The following is a 22470-nucleotide window of genomic DNA, read 5'->3' as shown; positions in this document are numbered from 1 at the left end:
CCCCTTGCGATTTCATGGGCGAGTTTTGACAACGGCGCTGTACCGCAGGAGGCGGTCCGCACCCCACAGCTGTGGGGCGGGGCGCAGTATTTTCGCTGATCCTAGAACGGAACGTCGTCGTCCAGATCATCGGCGAAGCCGCCACGCGACTGACCGAAACCGCCGCCCTTGTTGCCACCACCGCTGCCACCCCGGCTGCCGCCGCCGAAGCTGCCACCGCCCCCGAAATCGTCACCGCCGCCGAAATCGTCACGACCGCCATCGCGGACGCCGCCGCCAGCGCCGGCGCCGCCACCCGGGCCATCAAGCATGGTCAGGACGCTGTTGAAGCCTTGCAGCACGACCTCGGTCGAGTAGCGATCCTGGCCGTTCTGATCCTGCCATTTGCGGGTCTGCAGCTGGCCCTCGATATAGACCTTCGACCCCTTACGCAGGAACCGCTCGGCCACGTTCGCCAAGCCTTCGTTGAAGATCGCCACCGAATGCCATTCGGTCTTTTCCTTGCGCTCGCCCGAATTGCGATCCTTCCAGCTTTCGCTGGTTGCGATGCGCAGGTTCACCACCTTGCCGCCGTTCTGGAACGAGCGCGATTCGGGATCGCGCCCGAGATTGCCGACGAGAATAACCTTGTTAACGCTGCCTGCCATTGGGGCCCCTTAGAGGCCCGCGGCGACCGCGAGCCAGTATGTGATTCCAGCCATGATGTAAGCGGCGGCGAACAGATAGCCAACCATGAACAGCGGCCATTTCCACCCGTTCGTCTCGCGCCGGGTAACCGCAATGGTGGAGATGCATTGCGGCGCGAAGACGAACCACATGAGGAAGGCGAGCGCCGTCGGCAGCGACCAGCGGCGCTGAAGATTTTCCACTATGGTACGTGCACCGGCGGCATCCTCGGCATCGTCGACGGCATAAACGGTGCCGATCGCCGAGACGGCCACCTCGCGCGCCGCCATGGCGGGGAGCAGCGCCAGCGCGATATCGTGGTTGAAGCCGATCGGCTTGACGACCACCTCGATTCCGCTGGCGATCCGGCCGGCGATCGAATGATCGACCTGGCTTTGCCCATCCGGCGCGCGCGGGAAGCTGAGCAATGCCCAAAGGATGACGGTGGTGAGCGCGATGATCGTGCCGGCACGCTTCACGAAGATCCAGGCGCGGCTCCACAGGCCGATGGCAATGTCGGCGAGCCGCGGCATCTGGTAACGCGGCATCTCCATCATGAAACCGGACGAATGGCCCTTGGTCACCGTCTGCCGCAGCACCAGTGCCGCGACAAAGGCGCCAACGATGCCAGCAAGGTACAGGCCGAGCAGCACCAACCCTTGCAGGCCGACACCGGGCGCGACAGCGCGATCAGGAATAAAGGCGCCGATGATGATGGTGTACACCGGGAGGCGCGCCGAACAGGTCATGAGCGGCGCGATGAGGATAGTGGTGAGGCGATCCTTTTCGTCGCTGATCGTGCGCGTCGCCATGATGCCGGGCACCGCACAGGCGAAGCTGGACAGTAAAGGAATGAAGGCGCGGCCCGATAGGCCGACGCCGGCCATCATCCGGTCCATCAGAAAGGCGGCGCGGACCATATAGCCCGACGCTTCGAGCACGAGGATGAAGGCAAACAGGATCAGGATCTGCGGCAAGAACACGAGCACGGCGCCGACACCGGCGATCAAGCCGTCGGTGATCATGGAGCGCAGCAGGGTGTCCGGCATCATGGCCCGTACGCCCTCGTCGAGCGCGGCAAAGCCGCCCTCGATCCAGCCGATCGGCGCTTCCGACCAGCTAAAGACCGCCTGGAACATCACGAACATCAGCGCGACCAGCAGGATCGGGCCAGCCAACGGATGGAGCGCGACGGCATCGAGTGCGTTGTTCCAGCGGCGGGACGGCGTTTCGGTGACGATCGCCGCATGGGAGATTTCGCGCGCGCGGCGCTGAAGCTGGCCGAGCGGTGCCTCGACCGGCGGTTCGGCGCGCGGCGTGGCTGTGCCGCTTGTCTCCACGGCGGTGGTGAGGGCAGCGCGCAGCACGGCCAGACCGCGCTTGCGCACGGCAACCGTCGGAACCACAGGCACGCCCAGTTCACGCGACAGCGCCTCGGCCGAAAGGGTGAGGCCGTCACGCTCGGCCAGATCGACCATGTTGAGCGCGACAACCACCGGCAGCCCGAGCGCGATCAACTGAAGCGCGAAGCGGAGATGAAGATCGAGATTGGCGGCGTCCACCACCACGATGAGGGCATCGGGTCGACGCTCGCCAAGCTGGCGGCCGAACAGAACGTCGCGCGTCACCTGCTCATCGGGCGACGAGGGATCGAGGCTGTACGTACCGGGCAGATCGACCAGCTCTACCGGGCGACCGTCGTCCAGCGCCAGGCGACCGGAGTGCCGCTCCACGGTGACGCCGGGATAATTGCCGACCTTTTGGCGCGCGCCGGTGAGCGCGTTGAACAAGGCCGATTTGCCGGCATTCGGATTGCCGACCAGCGCTACCAGCGGGAGGACGCTCATGTCAGTCCGTCGTGACCGTAATCGCGGCGGCGACGTTACGCCGCAGCGCCACCGTCATACGACCGATGCGACAGGCGACGGGACCGCGGAACAAGGTGGCGCGATGCAGCAGTTCGACGTGCATCCCCTCCTCAAAGCCGAATTCTCGCAGCCGCCGCGCTTCGGGCGGGGCCAACAGCTCCCAGGCGATGGTCGCAATCGTTGCGCGCCGACGCAGCGGGAGCGATTCGAGCGGGAGAGGGGCGGGAGCAAGCACAATTGCCTAGTAACGGCATTGCGAACGATTATCAATTCCAGACGCGCACCAGCGATCGGTTCGCACGCGATCCCGCCTGTTGGTCAGATGACGGGGTAGCGCAGCCGTCCGACGAAGCGCGACAGGCTGGGGCGGCGCAGACTGCGGCGCGAGATGTTTGCCTTCGCCTTTTCGATCCGCATGATGCCGTCGATCCGGCGCGAGAGAAAGGCGCTGGTGTCGCCATGGCCCTCGCTTTCGTCGTCAAGGAAGACGGTGATGGTGGAGCCATAGACGGCGAACAACATCGCCCGCTTCGTGTAGTGATTATAGTCGGTCGCGGTATCGCCCGCCGCTCGCCACATCGCGTCCACGCTCCGCCAGCCGAGCCGCGCGGCAGTGGCGATGTTCTGCGGCAAGGCGAGGATGGCAAGCGCCCGGCGCAGCGCCTCGCGGTGCGGTGCGGTGGCGTCGAGGCGCGCCTCGACAAGGGCGGTGATGCGTTGGCGGATCTTCATGGCCGCAAGCGCGTCGTCCGGGAGCATCGCCACCATCGCCGCGTCCACGCTGGCGAACCAGGCATCGATCATGTCGACCGCTCCGCCGGGAAAGGCGAGCGCCGCGACGTCCTTGTCGACGCCGTTCATGTCCGCCGCCATGTCGCGGGCGGCGGCACTCCAGCCGTCAAAGGCGGCATTCTCTGCGATGGCAGGCGCCAGAAGAACGCGAATCTCGTCGAGCGTGAGGTCTGCGGTGTCGGTCATGCCTTTCATATAGGCGCGATCGGGATGGGATTGCCACCACGCGCGGCCTTCCTGCGTCGATGCAGCGCGCCGGGGCGGCCCGGTCAGGCGGGGGCAATCACGCGGCGTTCGGGCGCGATGCGCACGAGCACGAGTGCCGCCGCGACGAGCGCGGCGCCGACGAGATCGGCGGTGCCCAGCATCTCGCCATAGGCCAGCCAGCCGACCGTTGCGGCGACCACCGGCTGGGTCAGCAGCGCCAGCCCGATGAGGAGCGGCGTGAAGCGCCCCAGCGCGTAGATCATCAATCCCTGGCCGATCACCTGGCTGCACAAGGCGAGGCCGAGCAGCGGCGTCCAATGTGCGGGCCAGATCCGCTCGCCGAGCAGCGCGGCGGCGAACAGAAGCGGCAATATGGAAGCCGCGGACGAGAGGCTGAGAGCGGGCAGCGGCGCCATGCGGGCGCGGGCGCGCGCCATCATGATGAAATAGCCGGCGTACAGGATGCCGGCGAGAAGGCAGAGCAGGTCGCCGACGAGGTTTTGCGGGTCGAGCTGATAGGAGCGCCCCATCAGCAGCGCGGCACCGGCTGCTGCGAGCGCCAGCGCCAGCCCCTGCAGCCGAGTCGGCCAGGCGCGCGCGACGAGAAAGCCGTAGAGCGGGAAAACGAAGCTGGCGGCATTGCCGAACAAGGTCGCGTTCGCGAGCTTCGTATGGAGGATGCCGACGTGCCAGCTGGCGAGATCACCGGCGAACAGGAGCCCGGATGCCGCCAGCACCCAGCCCAGCCCGCGCGCACTGGTGATAGGGCGTCCGCCCGTTATCGCGGCAAGGGCAAGCAATAGCGGCGTGGCAAGCGCGATGCGCCAGAAGCCTGCAGCAACCGGCCCCACATCGGCCAACCGGACGAACACCGGCCCGAAGGCAAGCGCCACGTTGCCGCCAAGCAAGGCGGCAAAGGCCAGGACGCCGCCGCTTGGGCGCGCCGTAGCTTTTCTTGGGGGCGGTGCCTCGTGCATGCTGCCCCGTAACCGCCTATTTCGGGCCTGTCCCGTTACAAATAAACGGAAGGGGAGATTGAAATGCCAAGCCTGTTCGACCCGATTGAATTGGGGGCCATTCGCGCTGCCAACCGCGTGTTCATGGCACCGCTAACCCGCATGCGCGCCGATGGCGATCACGTGCCGACCGCAATGATGGTCGATTATTATCGCCAGCGCGCGAGCGCCGGCCTGATCATATCGGAAGCGACCGGCATCAGCCGGCAGGGGCTTGGCTGGCCGTTTACGCCGGGCCTCTACACCGATGCGCAGGTCGAGGCGTGGAAGCCGGTGACGGAGGCGGTGCACGAGGCGGGCGGCAAGATCATGGCGCAGCTTTGGCATCAGGGGCGTCTGGCGCGGCCCGATGTGAACAAGCTTCAGCCGCTTTCGGCCTCCGCCACGCGGGCTAGCTATCACGACCCCGACAAGAACCCTTATGGCGAGGCGCGCGCCGCCACCGTGGCCGAGATCAAGGAAGCGGTGGAGCAATATGCGCAGGCGGCACGCAACGCGCTGGCAGCCGGGTTCGACGGGGTGCAACTGCACGGTGCGAATGGCTATCTGATCGACCAGTTCCTGCGCGACAAGACTAACCTGCGCGACGACGATTACGGCGGCTCGCCGGAGAACCGCATCCGCTTCATGAAGGAAGCGGTAGAAGCGGTGATCGCGGTGGCGGGTGCCGAGCGGACCTCGATCCGCCTGTCGCCGAACGGTGAGACGCAGGGCGCGGATGACAGCAATCCCGAAGCGGTGTTCGTGCCCGCCGCGAAGCTGCTGGACGAGCTTGGCATCGCCTTCCTCGAGCTGCGCGAACTGTCGCCGGACGGCACCTATGGCGCGACGGACGTGCCCAAGCTGAGTCCCAAGATCCGCAAGGTCTTCTCACGGCCGCTGGTGCTCAATCAGGACTACACGCTGGAAAAGGCGCAAGCCGATCTTGATTCTGGTGTTGCCGACGCCATCGCTTTTGGTCGCCCGTATATCGGCAATCCCGACCTCATGGAGCGACTTCGCGACGGTGTGCCGCTGTCGCAGGACAATCCAAAGACGTGGTATTCAAAGGGTCCGGAGGGCTACACCGACTATCCGCCGCATCAGAAGCAGGTGGCGGCCTGAGTCATGCGCGCCGCCCTGCTGACGCGCGGGGCGGCGACTTCGGCTACCATATTGGGCTTCGTGCGACTGGGCCGGTCAGTGCTCAGTCGTTGTGAGTCAGCGAGGTCTTGCGTTCGACAGCTTGTTCGTTCGGCTGCCCCTTGTCCAGCGTGTCTGACGGGCGGCGAGCGTCACCTTCCTTCTGATGCTCGGTCGAGATGTTCGAGCGCGTAGTATCGGTGGTGCCGTTCTTGTCCGCGTCATTGACCATGGCCGCTCTCCTTTATTCAGCGGCAACCGACAGGAGCGGCATTCGATCCATCTGGCGCAGCTCCTCGGCGAACCAGGTGCACGTGCGCGAAAGGCCATCTTCCAGCGGGACCAGCGGCGCCCAGCCGAGCACCTGCTGCGCGCGCGTGATGTCAGGCTTGCGGCGGCGGGGATCGTCGACGGGAAGCGGCTGATAATCGACCAGGCATTTGGCGCCGGTCATCTCCACGATTCGGGTGGCGAGATCGCCGACGGTCAGCTCGTTGGGATTGCCGAGGTTCACCGGCGACGCGCCGACCGTGTCGCTGTCCATCAAACCGATCAAGCCGGCGACCAGATCGCTGACGTAGCAGAAGCTGCGCGTCTGGCTGCCGTCGCCGTACACCGTCATCGTGTCGCCCGAGAGCGCCTGGCAGATGAGGTTCGACACGACGCGGCCGTCGTCGGGGTGCATCCGGGGCCCGTAAGTGTTGAAGATGCGCGCGATGCGCACGTCCGCACGGTTCAGCCGGGCGAAATCGAGCGCCATCGCCTCGGCGGCGCGCTTGCCCTCGTCGTAGCAGGCGCGCGGGCCGGTGCAGCTGACCGCGCCGCGATAATCCTCGCGCTGCGGGTGTACTTCGGGATCGCCGTACACTTCGCTGGTGGAGGTGAGCAGAAAGCGCGCGCCGGCCCGTTCGGCGAGGCGCAGCAGGTGCGTCGTGCCGAGCACGCAGGTGAGCATCGTATGCTCGGGATCGGCCTGGTAATGCGGCGGCGAGGCGGCGCAGGCGAGATTGTAGACGCGGGTGATGCGGCTGGTGAGATCGGTAACCTCGGCCGGCAGCGCGTCGATGACGTCGGCCTTCACGAAGCTGAAGCGCGGATGGTCGATCAGATCATCGAGGTTGGTCGCGCGCGCGGTCTGCAGATTGTCGAGGCACAGCACCGTCTCGCCACGATCGAGCAGCGCCTGGCAGAGGTGCGAGCCGATGAAGCCGGCCCCGCCGGCGACCAGCGTTACGGGAGCGTCGTTGTTGTCCATGCGGGGCTTGCTCCGGCTGGGGTGGGGCCTTGCGGCTTCGATGAGGTAAGATTCGAGCTGCGCGGCGCGGTGCTGCGCGGTGTGGCCGGCAAGGACGCGCGTGCGGGCCGCCTGGCCGAGCGCAGCGGCGTCGCGGTCGAGCGCGGCGAGCGCCTGTTCGGTCGTGTCGGCGAGCATGATCTCGCTGCCCGGCGCGAACAGGTCGTCGATGCCGTCCCAGCGGTCGGACAGGATAGGCGTGCCACAGGCGCCGGCCTCGAACAGGCGGACCGAGGGCGACCAGCCGGCGGCGATCATGTCGGCGCGGGTGACGTTCAGCGTCATGCGCGATTCGCTGTAGAACGCCGGGTGATCGGCGGGCGGCAGGTGATCGATGCGCGTCACGTTCGCCGGCCAGTCGATCGTGTCCGGGTATTGCGGGCCAGCGACCGCGAACTGGAGATCGGGGCGACGGCGCGCGGGCTCGATCAGCAGGCGTTCCAGCGTCGGCTGGCGATCGTCGCTGTAGGTACCGAGATAGGAGAGCGCCCAGCGCTTGGGCGTGTCCTGCGGCTGATAGCGATCGGCGTCGACGGTGCAGTAGAGCGCGCGGGCGGCTTTGGCGCCATATTGCTGCTCGATCCGCTCCAGCGTGGGGCCGCCGGTGAAGGACAGGTACAGGTCGAAGCCGTGGATCACCTCCGGCGAGAGATATTCGTAATCGCCGCGGTCGAGCTTCGCGAGGGTGACCGGGGTGTCGATGTCGTAGAAGCCGGTGACGCCCTTCGCGGTCGCCTGCACGAACTTCGCGACCGCGACGCCCTCGGGCACATACGAGCCGACGATGACGGCATCCGCCTCGGCGACGGCGTCGCGCCAGTTTTCGAGATCGGCGAGATCGGCATAATAATCGAGTCGGCAGAAATCGGGATCGACCAGATCGCGGCGGTCGCCGGCGTACCAGGGAACGGTACGCTCGAGGAATTGAATCTCGTGGCCGCGCGCGGCGAAGCCCGAGAGGAGCGCGCGCCAGGTGGTGGCGTGGCCGTTGCCCCAGGAGGAGCCGAGGCTTAGGCCGAGGACGAGAAGCTTCATGCGGCCACCTGCGTGGCATCGGCGTGCGCGCGGAACAGCTCGTCCACCTGCTTCGCGCGAAGCTTATAGGTGTGTTCGGCCAGGACGCGGCGGCGGGCGGCGTCGCCGATCGCGCGGGCGCGGTCGGTGGTGAGGTCCGCCAGGAGGTCCGCGACATCCTGACCGGTGTGCGCGACCAGCACTTCCTCACCCGGGACGAGGAACTGTTCGATCCCCTCCCAATAATCGGTGATGAGGCAGGCGCCGGCTCCGGCGGCCTCGAACACGCGGGTGGCGGGGGAGAAGCCGACCGCCGCCATGGAATCGCGCGCGATGTTCAGGACGGCGCGCGGGGTGCAGTTGAAGGCGTTGTGGTCCGCGGTGCCGACGTGGCCAAGGTGGCGGACGTTGGGGGGCATGTTCTTGTCGTGCCAGCCGCTGCCGCCGATCAGGAAGCTTTGCTCCGGCAGCGCAGCGGCGGCGGCGAGGAAGAACTGCTCCACGCGTGCCTCGCGGTCGGGCAGGCGGTTACCGAGAAACGCGAGGTCGCAGGCGAAGCGATCGTCGGGGGCGACCGGGTGGTGCGTATCGGGATCGACCGCATTGTAGACGGGGATGCAGCGCGCGGCGCCGAGCGCCTCATACGCCTCCACAACGGGCGGGCCGCCACCATAGGTCAGCACCATGTCGAGGTGCGGCAGCGCATCGCGCACCGGATGCGCGGGATCGGCGCGGATCTCGTCCAGCGTCGCGGCGGCGTCGACGTCCCAGAAGATCTTGAGCGCGTCGGGCCGGGCGTGCTCGACGATGCCGGCGATCAGTTCGGCATCGAACACGCCGACGCCGCTCGCCTTCACCACCACATCCGCCTTGTGCGCCTCAGCCAGGACCGAACGCAGGCCCTCTTCGGTCGCCGGATAGACGACGGAAGTGGCATATTCGGGCGGTTCGATGTCGCGGTTCTGCTGACGGTCGAAGGCGTCGGGTTCGTAGAAGATGATCTGGTGACCGTGCGCGGCGAGCGCCTTCAAGATGCCGCGGTAATAAGTGGCGGCGCCGTTCCAGTAGGAGGACAGCAGGCTCGACCCGTAGAAGGCGATCTTCATGCGGCTTCTTTCGTTGCGGTGTCGGTGCGCAGGCCGGCGACGATGGCCAGCAGCTGGTCGACACGATGCGCGCAGGTGTGGCGCGCCTTGATGGTGGCGAGGCCGTGCGCGGCAAGCGAGCGGCGCAGGTCCGCATCGTCGCGCAGGGCGGTGAGGTGGCGGGTCATTTCCGCGCCGTCGCGGGCGACGAGATAGTCCTGCCACGGGGAGAACAGCCCCTCCGCATCGTCCCAGGGGGCGGACACGAGCGGGATGCCGCAGGCCAGCGCCTCGAACACGCGGATTGTGGGGATGCCGGGCAGGATGGTGGAATAATAGCGCCGCGGCACGTGCACGGTGGCGAGGTGGCGTGCGAAAATGTCGGGCGCGGCGGCATTGGGCGCCCAGCCGTGATAGCGCACGCCGTAGCGATCGAGCGTCGCCAGCGCCTCTTCCGGATAGCGCACGCCGTAGATGTCGAGCGGCAGCGCTGCATCCTGCGCGGGTGCGAAGAGAAAGCGTTCGAGCTCCTCCGTCCGCTCGCCATCGCCCCAATTACCGATCCAGACGAGGCCCTGGCGCTCGCCCTCCTCGACCGGCGGGTGGAAGCGGCGCAGGTCGGCGGCCTCGTGCCAGGTCCAGACGCGGTTGTTCCAGCCCCAGCCGCGATAGATCTCGCTCAGCGTCTCGCCGAACGCGAGGACGCCGTCGTAGCCGGACAGGTCGTATGCCTTCATCGATTCCGGCTCGCTGACTGCGCGGTGGTGCGTGTCGTGGAACAGGAGGGTGAAGCCGGCGCCATGCTTGCGCAGATCGCCGACGGCGGCGACCAGATCGTGGTCGTTCCATTCGTGAACGATCACCAAGTCGGCGCCGTCGGTCAGTTCCTCGACCGGCGTGCCGGGGGCGTAGGTGCGCGAGGTGAGTTCGGGATAGCGCGCGCGCCACAGCGCCAGCCCTTCATCGCCATGGTCGGCGAGCAGGTTGGCGAGGCTCCACGCGCCTTCGGGTTCATAGGCGACGACGTCGTGGCCGCGCGCGACCAGCTCGCTCAGCACGCCCCGCAGGAAATGCGCGTTGCCGTGGTTCCAGCAGGAGGCGAGGCTGTGGGTGAAATAGACGATTCTCATGCCGCAGCCCTCTGGTCGGCGCCGGCGTCGGCATAGAGCGACAGCATGGCGGTGGCGGTGGCGGCGAGCGTGAAATGCGCGCCGCGTTCGGCCGCGGCGGCGCCAAGCGCCACGCGGGTCGGGTCGTCGGCGAGCAGGTGCGCGATCGCATCGGCCCAGGCGGCGGGATCGTCCCCGGCGACGAACAGCGCGGCGCCGTTCCACAGCTCGCGAAAGGTGTCGATGTCCGACAGGACCAATGCGCAGCCGGCCTGCGCGGCCTCAAGCACCGCAAGCCCGAACGGTTCGAACGAGGCGGCGGAGACGAACACTGGCTGGGTCGCGAACATCGCGGCCATGCCGGCAGGCGAACGTTCGCCGAGGAGGTGAAGGTGCTCGACCGGCACCGAGGCGCCATGCGGCGCGCGGGTTGCGCCGGCGGCGTAGAGCGGGGCGGCAAGGCGCGCGGCGGCGGCGTCGAGCAGCGGCGTGCGCTTCACCTCGTCCCACAGCCGGCCGGCGGTGAAGGCAATATGGCGCGGGCGCACCGGGGCGACCGGCGTCGGGGTGCGGCCATTGTGGATCGCGACGGGCAGGTCGCGCAGGCCATAGGTGCGTGCGACCGCGTGCGCATAGCTTTCGCTGGGCGCGACCACGCGGGTGGCGCGGCGCAGGCCCTGTGCGGCGAGCGCGCGATGCCATTCGAACTTGGGATCGAGCGGCGTGCCCGGCCGCGCGGCGTTCCACCAGGTAGCGATGCAGCCGTGCGCGACGACGATCATCGGCAGGTCGCCGGCCAGGGTGGCGGCGAGCGCGGGCTGGTTCACGTGGATGAGGTCCGCGCGATGCGCCGTCGCCAGCATCGCCAACGTCGCTGCCGCATGCTGCACCGATACCGCATCGTCGGTCAGCCAGTCGAGCGGCTCACCGGTTTCCACCAAAGTCACGCGCGGCAGCGCGGCAACCTCCGCGCGCTGCGCGTCGGACGGGGCGGGCCCGAGCAGCGCGAGGACGGTCGACACCCCGGCTTCACTCAGCGCGGCGGCGAGGTCGACCGAATAGCGCCACACCCCGCCCACCGCATCAACCGTCATCAGGATGCGCTGCGGCGCTCCACGCATCAAATCGCCACCTTTATGGCGGGCTGGGTGCCGAGCGGGAGGCTGCGTTCCTCGGACAGCCAGGTGGCGAGGCGGCGCAGGCCGGTGCGCCAGTCGGCCGGCTTGGCGAGCCCGAGCGCTTCCTCGGCGGCGCGGCGGTCGGCGACGAAATAGCGCTGGTCGCCCGCGCGCCAGTCACCGAAGCGCAGGTCGATCGGGCGGCCGACCACCGTCTCGATCTCGGCCAGTACGCTGCGCAGGCTGACGGCATTGTCGGGACCGCCGCCCAGGTTGAAGACGCGGCCCGAATGGCGATCGAGCTGGCGCCAGAGCGCGAGATAGGTGTCGACCGCGTCGCTCACCTCGAGGATGTCGCGGACCTGGTGGCCGTCGCCGTAGATGTCGATGGTGCGGCCTTCGAGCGCGCGGATCAGGAAATGGGCGACCCATCCCTGATCTTCGGTGCCCATCTGACGCTCGCCATAGATGCAGCTCATGCGCAGCACGGCGCTGGGCACGTTATAGCTGCGCGCATAGTCGAGGACGTACTGGTCCGCGGCGCCCTTGGAGCAGCCATAGGGCGTGTGGAAATCGAGCGGGCGCGTCTCGCCGATCCCATAAGCGTTCACCAGCGGATCGACCGGCTGATAGCCGTTCTCCGTTTCGTCGAACGCGAGGTCGATCAGGTCGCCATAGACCTTGTTGGTGGAGGCGAAGATCACCGCGGGCGGCTCGGCGGCGGTACGCGCGGCCTCCAGCACGTTCAGCGTGCCGGTGATGTTGATCGCATAATCGGCGCGCGGGTCGACCAGGCTGGTGGTGACGGCGACCTGCGCCGCCATGTGGAACACCGCCTGCGATTCCTGGACCGCGGCGGTCATCCCCGCTTCGTCGCGGATGTCGGCGACGCGCACGTCGATCTTGTCGCCGTGGTTCGCCTTCAGCCAGTCGAGATTGCGCTTCACGCCCTCGCGGACCAGCGCGTCATAGACGATGACGCGGTGGCCCTCCCCGGCGAGGCGATGCGCGAGATTGCTGCCGATGAAGCCCGCGCCGCCGGTGACGAGGATGGGCTTATCGCCGCTCATGCGACCAGGCCGCGCTTCTCGAGTTCGGCGCGCGCCTGGCTGACGCGATCGTCGGCGGTCTGCTGCGCCACCCAGTCGGCAAGAACGGCAAGCTCCGTCTCGAAATCGGCGGTGGCGCGGAAGCCGAGCCGCTCGGCCGCGAGCGATGTGTCGCAGAAGCAGTGGCGGATGTCGCCGACGCGGGCCTTGCCGACGATCTCGGGCGAGGCGTCGTTCTGCCCCATCGCGCGGCCGAGCGCCTCGGCTACTTCGGTCACCGAGCGGTCGTTGCCCGAGCCGACGTTGAAGGTGCCGCCGACCGCCTCGGGTAGGACTAGAGCATCGGCGAAGGCGCGTGCCACGTCGCCGACATGAACGAAGTCGCGGCGCTGCTCGCCGTCCTCGAACACCATCGGGCGCTGCTTGTTGAGAAGGCGCGAGGCGAAGATCGCGAGCACGCCGGTGTACGGGTTGGAAAGTGCCTGGCCGGGGCCGTAGACGTTGAACAGGCGCAGGCAGACGCTTTCGATGCCGTAGGGGGCGCCCATGATGTGGGTGGTGCGCTCCTGCACGTACTTGTTGAGCGCGTAGATCGAGGACAGCGCCGGGCGCTTCGTCTCGGGCGTGGCGACCGGTGTGAGCGGGCGGCCCTGCGCGTCGGTGGGGTCCCACTGGCGCATGCCGTCGCGGATCATGCCGCGTGCGGCGTCCTCGACCAGATTGCCGTCCGCGTCGCGGTACAGCCCCTCGCCATAGATGCTCATGGACGACGCGGTGACGACGCGGCGCACCGGCTTGTCGATCAGCTTCTCGAATAGCACCGCGGTGCCGACGTCGTTGACCGAGGTGTAGCGTTCGACCTCGTACATCGACTGGCCGACGCCGACTTCGGCGGCGAGGTGGACCACGCTGTCGACGCCGTCGAGCGCCTTGGCCACCGCAGCGCCGTCGCGCACGTCGGCGACGACCAGTTCGGCCTCTGGCGATAGGTTCGCGGGCCGCTGACCACTGTCGCCGTGCACTTGCGGCAGGAGATTGTCGAGGATACGCACGCGGTTGCCGCGGCGGAGCAATTCGTCGGTGACGAAGCGGCCGATGAATCCGGCGCCGCCCGTGATCAGAACTTGTTCGGTCATCAATCCCCGCTTCGTGTTTGTTCTGGTTTTCCGCCCGCTTACGCCGGGCAACCCCACAAGCAGGAACATCTTCATCTACCCTTGGTTCCCGGTGATTTCGGCAACGATACGAGTTCCTGATCCAAGTTAAGACGTTTGTTCGGAACGCGACCCCGTGCGATCCGTTCGTGCGGCATCTTCAACGTAGCTGAATCAGGCGGGGGTCGTTGACGGCAGTTATCCATCTCGTGCGGCACGGCGCACATGCCGAGGCCGGGCGGGTGCTGACCGGGCGTGGCGGCGACCATCCGCTGGCGCCGATCGGCGCGGCGCAGGCGCGCTGGGCCGCCGAACGGCTGCGCGACGTCACCTTGGTACACACCAGTCCGCAGCGACGCACGCGCGAAACCGCGGCGGTGATCGGCGCGGCGTTCGGGCAGGAACCAGGGGTGGTGGACGCGCTGAACGAGGTGGACTTCGGCGACTGGACCGGCCGGGTCATCGCCGATCTGGACGGCGACCCGGTGTGGGACCACTGGAACGCGTCACGCAGCAGCGCGCAGGCGCCGAACGGCGAGCGGATGACCGATGCGGTTGCGCGCGCGGTTGTGCACCTCGAGGCGCTGGGCCGGTCGGACCGGACGGGCGCGATCGTGTGCGTCTCGCATTCGGACATCATCCGCGGCGTGGTGGCGCATTACCTTGGCCTGCCGCTCGACCGCATGCTGTCGTTCGACGTCGATCCGGGGTCGATCACGTCGCTGGTGGTGGGCGACTGGGGCGGGCGGCTGCTGGCGCTGAACGTCCACGCAGCGTGACGCGGCGTCAGGTCTGCGAGGGCGGGGGGCCGGGTTCCTCCAGGGCATCGAGCACCTGTTCGGGCGAGACATCCTGCTTGATCTCTTCGATCTCCGGATCGCTGCCGGCACCCACGCGATCCGCGATCCGCTCGATCATGCCGGCAAGGCGGGTGAGCTCATGCTCGGTCAGCAGCGAGATGTGCAGGTCCAGATCGCCGCGGCGGTCGGCGGCGGCGGCCATGCGGTTCTGCGAGATGAGGACAAAGGTGGAGAGGAAAATCGCCTCCACCGATGCCTCCATGGCGAGCATCACGAAGCTGGGGTCGAACGGTTCGAGGCCGGGAATCCAGCCGAGATTCCACACGATCCAGCCGCCGAACAGCACGGCGTGCAGCGCCACAAAGGCCATGGAGCCGGCAAAGCGCGTGATCGCCGCCGCCAGCCGATCGCCCAGTGGCGCGTCGCGCGCGGCGCGATCGGCGCGCTGTTTCAGCCGGTCGATGTTCTCGCGCAGCGTGCGGGCCATATAAGGGTCGTTCGACATGGCAGGCGCAACGCCCCGCCGGGGGCGGCGGGTGCAGCAATCCAGACAATATCAATGAAGCGAAAGGCGGCAACGTGACGGGAACCATGCAGGCGGCGGTACTCCAGGGGCCAAGCGAGATCAGGATCGACGAGGTGCCCGTGCCGCAGCCCGCCCCAGGCGAGGTGCGCGTGAAGGTGGAAGGGTGCGGCGTGTGCGCGTCCAACGTCGAGCCGTGGGAAGGCCAGCCCTGGTCGAGCTGGCCCGGCGCGCCGGGCGGGCTGGGGCATGAGGCATGGGGTGTGGTGGACGCGGTGGGGCAGGGCGTCGAGATGGCGCTCGGCACGCGGGTCGCGATGCTCTCCGAACGCGCGTTCGCGGGCTATGACGTGGCGCCGGTGGAAAAGGTCGTGCCGCTACCGCCAGAACTTGCCGGGCAGCCGTTTCCCGGCGAGCCCATCGCCTGCGCGGTGAACATCTTCCGCCGGGCGCAGGTGGAGGCAGGGCAGTGGGTGGCGATCATCGGGATCGGCTTCCTGGGCGCGATCCTGACGCGGCTGGCGAGCGAGGCAGGCGCGCGGGTGATCGCGATCTCGCGCCGCGACGAATCGCTCGACCTCGCAAAGCATTATGGGGCCGAGGTGACGATCCCGATGATCGACCATTACAAGATCATCGGCGAGGTCGGGCAGCTGACCGGCGGCAGCTTCTGCCCACGGGTGATTGAGGCGGTGGGCAAGCAATGGCCGCTCGATCTTGCCGGCGAGCTGATCGGTTTCGGCGGGCGGCTGGTGATCGCGGGCTATCACCAGGACGGCCCGCGCCAGGTGAACGTGCAGAACTGGAACTGGAAGGGCATCGACGTGGTCAACGCGCACGAGCGCGACCCTGCGGTGCAGATGCGCGGCCTTCGCGAAGCGATCGACCTGGTGGCGAGCGGGCGGCTGGATCCGACCCGGCTGTACACCGGGCGCTACCCGCTGGAGCGGCTGGGCGAGGCGCTGGCCGCCACGCGCGACAAGCCGGGCGGATTCGTGAAGGCGCTGGTCACGATGGGCGACAAAGAGGGGTAAATATCACGTTGCATTGTTCGCCAATGGCTTAGCCCCGAACGGATGGTTTTCATTCGTCCGGGGCAAGCGGGTGGAACAAAACGAGGGCATCCAAAAAGCTTAGGATTGCCCGCGATTCGCAAAAGGAAGCGTTTCGGCCCGTTCCTGTTTTTTCGAGCAATCAGAGTAACTTGTCAGTTTTTCGACGGATTACCGCGGGCCGGATCGAGTCAAGGCGGTATATTTCGGAAATGTGGCAAGCACCGGACTTGATCGACTCACGAGCCTGTTCCTAAACCATCCTCAGTCGCCACGGCACCTTCTGCCTGAGGCGCTCAAACGAACCATCGTCGTAGCCGACCGTGGCGGGGGCCACATCGGGGGACAGTTTTGCTCTGTTGATTTCAGGCTGCGACCTTCGTGTCGCGGCCACAGGAAAGGTGTGCGTGCCGTTGTCACAGTTTGTTGTGCCAGAAGAATCAGGGGATGTGGCACGGGCATGGGCACGGGTGCGGACCAATTTGCGCGAGTCCGCCGGTGCACGGTTGTTCGACCAATGGCTGAAGCCGATGCAGCTGGAGGACAGCGGCGACGCTGACCGTGTTCGCCTGACGCTGCCGTCAGCCTTTATGACCAACTGGGTGCGCAGCCATTATGCGGACCGGCTGTATCACGAATTCCGGGCGGTGCTGCCGTCGGTGCGCGCGGTCGCAATCGAAACCGCGGCGGTGCGCGACATGGGGGGCGTGACTGCTCTCGCCGCCCCAGTGGCCAGCGTGCCTGCTGTCGCCCCGGTTGCGGCGGAGACCGCGGCGGAGCCGGTGATCGCTGACGCTATCGAGCGCCCTGCGCTGGAGCCGCGCTATACCTTTGACCGCTTCGTGGTGGATGCGTCGAACCGCGTCGCGTTCAACGCCGCCAAGGCGCTGGCCGAGCCCGGCCCCGTTCGCTTCAGCCCGTTGTTCCTCCATTCGGGCACTGGCCAGGGCAAGACGCACCTGATGCACGCCATCGGCCACTCCTTCATGGCGGCGATGCCGGGCGCGCGCGTGATCGCCATGTCGGCCGAACGCTTCATGTTCGATTTCGTGGCGGCGCTGCGGGCGCGTGACACCTTCGCGTTCAAGGCGCGGTTGCGGTCGGCCGACCTGCTGCTGATCGACGATCTTCAGTTCATCGCCGGCAAGGATGCGACGCAGGAAGAGTTCTTCCACACGGTCAACGAGATCATGGCGGCAGGCAAGCGGCTGGTGATCTCGGCGGATCGCTGCCCGCAGGCGCTCGACGGCATCGAGCAGCGCATCATCGGGCGGATGGCGATCGGCCTGGTCGCCGACATCAAGGCGCCCTCGCTGGACCTGCGCCGGACCATCCTAGACCGCAAAGCGGCCGAACTGCCCGATACCAAGGTGCCGGCCGACGTGCTTGACCTGCTCGCAGGGCGGATCACCGGCAATATCCGTGAGCTGGAAGGTGCACTCAATCGCGTGGTTGCCTATGCGCAGCTGACCGGTGAGACGATCAACCTGGACTTCGCCGTGGCGACACTGGGCGACGTGCTGCGCGGCAGCGTGCGCCGGGTGACGATAGACGAGATCCAGAAGCTGGTTTCGACGCATTTCGACCTGAAGCCGGTGGATCTGGTTTCCGCGCGCCGGGCACGGGCGGTGGCACGGCCACGGCAGATCGCGATGTATCTCGCCAAGCGGCTGACGACGCGATCGCTGCCCGAGATCGGTCGCAAGTTCGGCGGTCGCGACCATTCCACGGTGATCCACGCGGTGCGCCGGATCGAGGAGCTGCGCGACACCGATCGAGAGGTCGACGGCGCCGTGCGCGCGCTGATGCGCGAATTGGAAGGTTGAGCGAGGCGCGATGGCTTGTGAAGCCATCGCAGACTTCACCCTTACTTGATGAACAGTCCGCCGGGACGCGCCGCGATGGCGTCGTAAAGCTGCTGGTCGAGCGCGTTATACGTGTCGATCGCTGCGAGATCTTCCTCGCTCAACACGCGGTCGGCGGCGCGCGCGGTATTGATGTGCGGCACGGCGCCGATATCCGGCACATCGATGATGCCGCCGAATAGCCGCAGATGCTCGTCAAGCCGCTCCTGCAAGCCCACGAACACGAAGTCTCGCTCGATCACCGCCAAGGCTGCCTGCACCTTTGCTTCGTCACGGTCAGGGGCGATATCGGGCAGTGCGGCAAGCGCCCCCATGTCGCCGTGCCAGAGCGCGGCGGGTAGGCCGAACCCGGCATAGCGCGGAAAGCGGCCGTCAATCGCGGACCAGCCAACCTGCTCGGGCGGTGCACCAAGAATCTTGGCGAGCATCAGGTTGCCCGGAATGATCCCCTTGCGCAGCAGGCGTGCGATCGACCAATCGGCCAGCGGCGTGTCGCGCAACGGTGCGTTGGGTGGTGCGATAAGGAAGCCTGCATGCGAGCGGACCCGCTCACGCGGCGCTCGCAAGACGGTGGCGTAGCGGCAGGGCCAACCGACCGCTTTGCCGAAACCGTGGCCGACGTGCGAAATCAGGATCTCCGCCTGGCGCAGCATCGGCGCGAGGCGCGAAATCGTGCCGGGATCGCCCTGGTGACCCTCCACGACGGCACGCGCCCCGATGCTGAGCACTGCGCGGTCGGGCAGCGTACGCTCCAGCACCCGGCGGATCGCCGTGCCGGCGGTTTTTGGGATATGGATAAAGGTGATGCGCGGTGCGGCCATGCGGCGATAGCGACGGGCAGCCGCACGCGCGCCCGGTGCTGTGCGGGTGACCATCGTTAGCGGGGCGCTGCGCCGCGCATCATGAGCCACGGTGCTGGCCCACCGATCGGCCAGTGCGGCCTCAAGGTGCCGGCCCTCGAACAAGGCGAGATCGTGGAGGAAGCGGGCGTGATCGCTATCGCTCCGCAGCCGCCCGCGGGAGGCGCTTTCCTTGTGAAGCAGCTCGGCGGCGGGCGTGCAGACGGACGGGAGGTCAAGCGCCTCCTTCACCCGCATGCAGAAATCGACGTCGTTGAAGCCCAGCGGGAAACATTCGGCAAAGCCGCCGACCGACTCGAACACAGCCCGGCGCACCACCAGGCAGGCACCCGTCACGGCGGGCTGCGTGCGCAGCGAGCGCAGGTAAAAGGGTGCCGTGCCGCGCGGTGCGGCGCGAAACGGATGTAGCGGACTGCCGCGAGCGGAGAAGACCACGCCGACATGCTGCATGGTACCATTGGGGAACCACAAGGTCGGCCCGGCGACACCCACTTCAGGCTGGCAGGCTAGCGCGACGAGTTCACGTAGCCAGCGCTCCGACGTGACTTCGGTGTCGTTGTTCATGAAACACAGCAGTTCGCCGTCGGTGAGCGCGGCAGCACGATTGTTCAGGCGCGACCAATTGAATGGGCCGTCATCGCGCATGATGCGCGCGATGCCCTCCACTTCCAGCCAGCGGAGGTAGGCTGCAGTTTCCGGCTCTTCCGAGCCGTTGTCGATCACGACAATATCGAAGTTGGGATAGTCGGTCCGCCCCAGGATCGACCCGATGCACGCGGCCAGCAGGTCCAGCCGATCGCGGGTGGGGACAACCAGGGTGACGCGCGGCAAGGGAGCGGGCGCGATCGCGTGAACGGCATAGCCGGGGGCGTCGTGCATCTTCATGCAGCGCCACGTGCCATCATCAATGATTCGAGGGCTGGAAACGCCCGGTGGCGAGGCTACGGCGTGGAACAGCACCTGCGGCACGTGGGTGATCGCGCTTACCGGCAGGCTGAGGAGCAACTGTCCTGCGCCCGCGGGATCATCGGGCGAGATCCCTGCGGCCAGCAACGCGCTTGTCCGCGCCGCGGCGATCGTCGCGACCTGCGGCTGGGCGCGCGCGAAAAACGGGTCGGGTGCCGGCAGGAACACGCGGCTATGCCGCCCGTTCTCATCGTGCTGGTCGTGATCGGCATATACCAGGGCGCATCCAGGATCATGGACGAACGCACCTGCCAGGAAGACGAGCGCATGCTGGGCGAGTTGCCCGGCGCGCGGGTCCCAGTGGAGCACGATGTCGGCAGCGTCGGTGACGGGCTTGCCGGAGAGTCGCAGCTGCCACGCATGGTAGGCCTGCCCGCGCAGCCAGACGCGTGCTTGGTCCGCGATGGCTTGCGGGATGTCGTGCGGCAGGATGACGTCGATGCTGGGGTGAGCGGGCCACGACGCCAGCCCTGTTGCCGAGGCGCAATCGGCTGCGTCGATGAAGGTGTCGCAATGCTTCACCCAATCCTGGTAGGCGACGCGCGCGGCGTGCGTGTCGGCATGCGTTGCAGATTGGCGCATCGCGCGCTCGGCGGCTTTTTCCAGCGTTAGCGGATCGGCTACCGTCACGGTCGCTGGCGGACTGTCACATTGCTCTTCCGTCAGTCGTGCACCGGCGCCGATCCGCTCCGCGATGACATCGACATGATAGTCACCCGGCGCACCCGGCACAGTGGCGTCGAGCGCGATGGTGCAGGTCGTGGCCGGCTCCAGCGGATAGGGGAGCAGAACGGTGACGGGATCGCGGATCGGCCCCTCGGTGCGCGGAAGACGACGCCAGCGGGCGCGCAGGCGGATGCCGCCCGGATCTGCGGCCTCGATGCGGATTGCGCCGAGATTGGTGACCTGCACCTGAAGGACGATCGGCTCGCCCGGCAGATAGGGCGTGGGTGGCGGCACGATGCTGATCCGGCAGTGCGGATCGGATGATCGTTCAAGATCGCGGTCGTCGGTCGCGACGCGCAGGCGGGCTCGCGCAGGCTTGAAGGCTCGCCCCCGTGCAAAGGGCAGCGTGGGGGCGAGGACCAGCGAGCATAGCAACTGGCAGTCGCCCGGCGTTTCGGGCACCGGCAGGGCGATGGCAATCGTGGCCTCGCTGCCGGGCTCGATAGCTGCAGGTAAAGGTGTCACCAACACCTCGCCGGCGAGATCGACCCGGACTGCCACGCCCGTCGGCCCCGCTTGCCAGCGATATGCGGAGTCGTTGCGGATGGTCAGCCGGAGCTGTGTCGTCTCGCCGGGGGCGACCCGCTCTGGAAGATCGCTTACCGCGATGGTCCCGCGGGCAAAATCGGCGAGGTCAGGAGAAGCAGCCGGCAAGTCAATGGCTTGCCCCTCTGGCTCGTCTTGTAGGGTCAGCCGCAGGAAGGACACCCCAGGCGGCGCGGCAAGTCGCTTGCGCAGCCGATCGAGCGGTCCCTTGCGCGGATCGAAGTCATGGGTCGCTGCGGTGATCTGCTCGCCGCTCTCGGTTACGTAAGCGATCAGCAGCGTGGAACGCTGCGTCATGGACGCAAGCCGAGCACGCAATGGCGGTGGCAGGGGGAGGTCGATGACCCGCTCCTGATTGCGCGGCACGATGATCGGCCCGTCCATTCCGCTGCCCTTCGCTCCACCGTTGCCGCATCTGTCGCGATCGATTGCGTGCTACGGCCTTGGTGCGCGCGCGTCCATCGTCACCGCCCTGCCGCCTCATTCGCGGGGCAGCCGTTTGAATTGCAAAGCCCTGACAACCGGCGCTATTCGTGTGTGCTCCGCTCGCGCATGGTGCGCAGCCTCTGCTCCAGGGAGCCGCGACGCCACCTCATGCGCAAAACAATCATCCTGCATATCGGCGCGTCGAAGGCGGGCTCGTCGTCGATCCAGTCGTTCATCCGCCGAAATCGGCCGCTGTTGAACAGCCTCGGCTATGTGGTGCCCGATATCTCGCTTGGCACAGGTGAGAATGTCTCGGGGGAGCATGTGTTCGCGCTGGAGGCGCTGGCCAAGGCGCGGGATGCGGCGGGGTTTCGGGCGCGGATGGACGCGGTGTTCGCCCAGTCGGGCGACGCCGCGCGGGCGGTGCTGTTGTCGGCGGAAAACCTGTCGAATCTGGGCAATAGCGCGATCATCGAGGGGCTGTCGGCGCAGTACGACCTGCGTATCGTGATGTACCTGCGGCGGCAGGACGAACTGCTAACTTCGGCGTGGCAGCAATGGGCGTCCAAGATCGAAACAGACTTTTACGCCTGGCTGATCATGGCGTTGAAGCAATTCGGGCATTGGAACAAAGTACTGGCCGAATGGGAGCAAAGGGCCGGGGCCGATGCGATCGTGGCGCGGGTGTTCGATCGCAATAGCTTTGTCGATGGGGACCTGTTGCACGACTTCATCGATGCGCTCGGGCTGGCCGAACATATCGACGCGTTCGACTATAAGCAGGGCGAATCCAATCCTTCCGTAACTGACGCGATAACCATGATGGTGTCGGGTAATCGAAAGATATTCAGCGATGTGCATGACAACAGATTCTACGGCGCGCTCAACGAGCTGACTGGAAACAATTTGGTTGATGGAAAGAAGGTTTCGCTGCTGTCGCGCAAGCAGCGCGACAAGGTTATCGAATACTACCGGCCGGTGAACGAGGCGGTCTGTCGCAAGTATTTCAAGGGGCGCCCGCGGTTGTTTCCGGTGGTCGATCATGAAAAGTACCGGTATCTTTCCAGCGATCAGCTAGTCGACGAGAAGTTTCGCGCGATCATGACGATCATTGCCGCACTGGTGCAGGAACGGGCGGGGTAAAGGCGGATCCGTTTGGCCGCGCGTGGCGTGGGCGCGGCCCGTTTCCGGCTACGTTTCGGCCAGCAAACG

General features: G+C 67.0%; 19 protein-coding genes. 5 read left to right on the top strand and 14 right to left on the bottom strand.

Going from position 1 to position 22470, the window contains the following annotated elements; translation table 11 throughout:
- Positions 1 to 101: 101 nt before the first annotated feature.
- The 5 genes from ssb to SPDO_RS12830 form a co-directional block, all read right to left on the bottom strand.
- Positions 102 to 647 (bottom strand): single-stranded DNA-binding protein, encoded by a 546-nt coding sequence (gene ssb, locus SPDO_RS12850; RefSeq protein ID WP_088367914.1) that lies wholly within the window; start codon positions 645 to 647, stop codon positions 102 to 104.
- A gap of 9 nt (positions 648 to 656) precedes the next feature.
- Positions 657 to 2513 carry a ferrous iron transporter B gene (feoB, locus tag SPDO_RS12845; protein ID WP_088367913.1) on the bottom strand — a complete coding sequence of 619 codons (1857 nt, stop codon included), beginning with the start codon at positions 2511 to 2513 and terminating at the stop codon, positions 657 to 659.
- Position 2514: 1 nt separating this feature from the next.
- Positions 2515 to 2772 (bottom strand): FeoA family protein, encoded by a 258-nt coding sequence (locus tag SPDO_RS12840; protein ID WP_088367912.1) that lies wholly within the window; start codon positions 2770 to 2772, stop codon positions 2515 to 2517.
- A gap of 80 nt (positions 2773 to 2852) precedes the next feature.
- Positions 2853 to 3512 carry a COQ9 family protein gene (locus SPDO_RS12835; RefSeq protein WP_088367911.1) on the bottom strand — a complete coding sequence of 220 codons (660 nt, stop codon included), beginning with the start codon at positions 3510 to 3512 and terminating at the stop codon, positions 2853 to 2855.
- Between the two features lie 83 nt (positions 3513 to 3595).
- A complete protein-coding gene (locus tag SPDO_RS12830) occupies positions 3596 to 4510 on the bottom strand; it encodes a DMT family transporter (protein WP_088367910.1) in 915 nt (304 codons plus the stop codon).
- A 63-nt stretch (positions 4511 to 4573) separates the two neighbouring features.
- Between SPDO_RS12830 and SPDO_RS12825 the strand changes: the two genes are divergently transcribed.
- Positions 4574 to 5653: an alkene reductase gene (locus SPDO_RS12825; RefSeq protein ID WP_088367909.1), complete on the top strand. Its 1080-nt coding sequence runs from the start codon at positions 4574 to 4576 to the stop codon at positions 5651 to 5653.
- A gap of 82 nt (positions 5654 to 5735) precedes the next feature.
- Here SPDO_RS12825 and SPDO_RS16965 read toward each other — a convergent pair whose 3' ends face one another.
- Genes SPDO_RS16965 through SPDO_RS12790 form a run of 7 tightly spaced genes read right to left on the bottom strand, consistent with a single transcriptional unit; the run spans position 5736 to position 13476 of the window.
- The gene (locus tag SPDO_RS16965) at positions 5736 to 5903 is read right to left on the bottom strand and encodes a hypothetical protein (protein ID WP_169716264.1); all 168 of its coding nucleotides are present in this window, start codon (positions 5901 to 5903) and stop codon (positions 5736 to 5738) included.
- A 12-nt stretch (positions 5904 to 5915) separates the two neighbouring features.
- Positions 5916 to 8000, bottom strand: coding sequence for a bifunctional glycosyltransferase/UDP-glucuronate decarboxylase (locus SPDO_RS17320; protein ID WP_342746677.1), 2085 nt, complete (start codon positions 7998 to 8000; stop codon positions 5916 to 5918).
- Positions 7997 to 9085, bottom strand: coding sequence for a CgeB family protein (locus tag SPDO_RS12810; protein ID WP_088367908.1), 1089 nt, complete (start codon positions 9083 to 9085; stop codon positions 7997 to 7999). Before SPDO_RS12810 ends, SPDO_RS17320 begins: the two co-directional genes overlap by 4 nt.
- Positions 9082 to 10194: a CgeB family protein gene (locus SPDO_RS12805; protein WP_088367907.1), complete on the bottom strand. Its 1113-nt coding sequence runs from the start codon at positions 10192 to 10194 to the stop codon at positions 9082 to 9084. The genes SPDO_RS12810 and SPDO_RS12805 overlap by 4 nt, the downstream gene beginning before the upstream one ends.
- Entirely contained in the window at positions 10191 to 11294 is a 1104-nt protein-coding gene (locus SPDO_RS12800; protein WP_088367906.1) for a glycosyltransferase family 4 protein, read from the bottom strand. The genes SPDO_RS12805 and SPDO_RS12800 overlap by 4 nt, the downstream gene beginning before the upstream one ends.
- Positions 11294 to 12361, bottom strand: coding sequence for an SDR family NAD(P)-dependent oxidoreductase (locus SPDO_RS12795; RefSeq protein ID WP_088367905.1), 1068 nt, complete (start codon positions 12359 to 12361; stop codon positions 11294 to 11296). The genes SPDO_RS12800 and SPDO_RS12795 overlap by 1 nt, the downstream gene beginning before the upstream one ends.
- Positions 12358 to 13476, bottom strand: coding sequence for an NAD-dependent epimerase/dehydratase family protein (locus tag SPDO_RS12790; RefSeq protein WP_088367904.1), 1119 nt, complete (start codon positions 13474 to 13476; stop codon positions 12358 to 12360). Before SPDO_RS12790 ends, SPDO_RS12795 begins: the two co-directional genes overlap by 4 nt.
- A gap of 206 nt (positions 13477 to 13682) precedes the next feature.
- Between SPDO_RS12790 and SPDO_RS12785 the strand changes: the two genes are divergently transcribed.
- Positions 13683 to 14273, top strand: a complete 591-nt coding sequence (locus SPDO_RS12785; RefSeq protein ID WP_088367903.1) for a histidine phosphatase family protein — start codon at positions 13683 to 13685, stop codon at positions 14271 to 14273.
- 7 nt (positions 14274 to 14280) lie between these two features.
- On the opposite strand, the gene SPDO_RS12780 is transcribed toward SPDO_RS12785, so the two are convergent.
- Positions 14281 to 14799, bottom strand: a complete 519-nt coding sequence (locus SPDO_RS12780) for a DUF1003 domain-containing protein (protein WP_088367902.1) — start codon at positions 14797 to 14799, stop codon at positions 14281 to 14283.
- Positions 14800 to 14873: 74 nt separating this feature from the next.
- Between SPDO_RS12780 and SPDO_RS12775 the strand changes: the two genes are divergently transcribed.
- Positions 14874 to 15851 (top strand): MDR/zinc-dependent alcohol dehydrogenase-like family protein, encoded by a 978-nt coding sequence (locus SPDO_RS12775; protein ID WP_342746676.1) that lies wholly within the window; start codon positions 14874 to 14876, stop codon positions 15849 to 15851.
- A gap of 467 nt (positions 15852 to 16318) precedes the next feature.
- Positions 16319 to 17695, top strand: coding sequence for a chromosomal replication initiator protein DnaA (gene dnaA / locus SPDO_RS12770; protein WP_245829485.1), 1377 nt, complete (start codon positions 16319 to 16321; stop codon positions 17693 to 17695).
- A 41-nt stretch (positions 17696 to 17736) separates the two neighbouring features.
- Here the strand turns inward: dnaA and SPDO_RS12765 are convergent, their stop codons facing one another.
- The gene (locus SPDO_RS12765; RefSeq protein WP_158212197.1) at positions 17737 to 21129 is read right to left on the bottom strand and encodes a glycosyltransferase family 2 protein; all 3393 of its coding nucleotides are present in this window, start codon (positions 21127 to 21129) and stop codon (positions 17737 to 17739) included.
- Here SPDO_RS12765 and SPDO_RS12760 point away from each other — a divergent pair.
- Positions 21058 to 22401 carry a hypothetical protein gene (locus SPDO_RS12760; protein ID WP_158212196.1) on the top strand — a complete coding sequence of 448 codons (1344 nt, stop codon included), beginning with the start codon at positions 21058 to 21060 and terminating at the stop codon, positions 22399 to 22401. The two genes, SPDO_RS12765 and SPDO_RS12760, sit on opposite strands and share 72 nt — an antisense overlap.
- Positions 22402 to 22470: the final 69 nt, after the last annotated feature.

The organism is Sphingomonas dokdonensis (assembly GCF_002197685.1).
Classification (GTDB): Bacteria; Pseudomonadota; Alphaproteobacteria; order Sphingomonadales; family Sphingomonadaceae; genus Sphingomonas; species Sphingomonas dokdonensis.
This window is presented reverse-complemented; position numbering and strand designations above follow the sequence as displayed.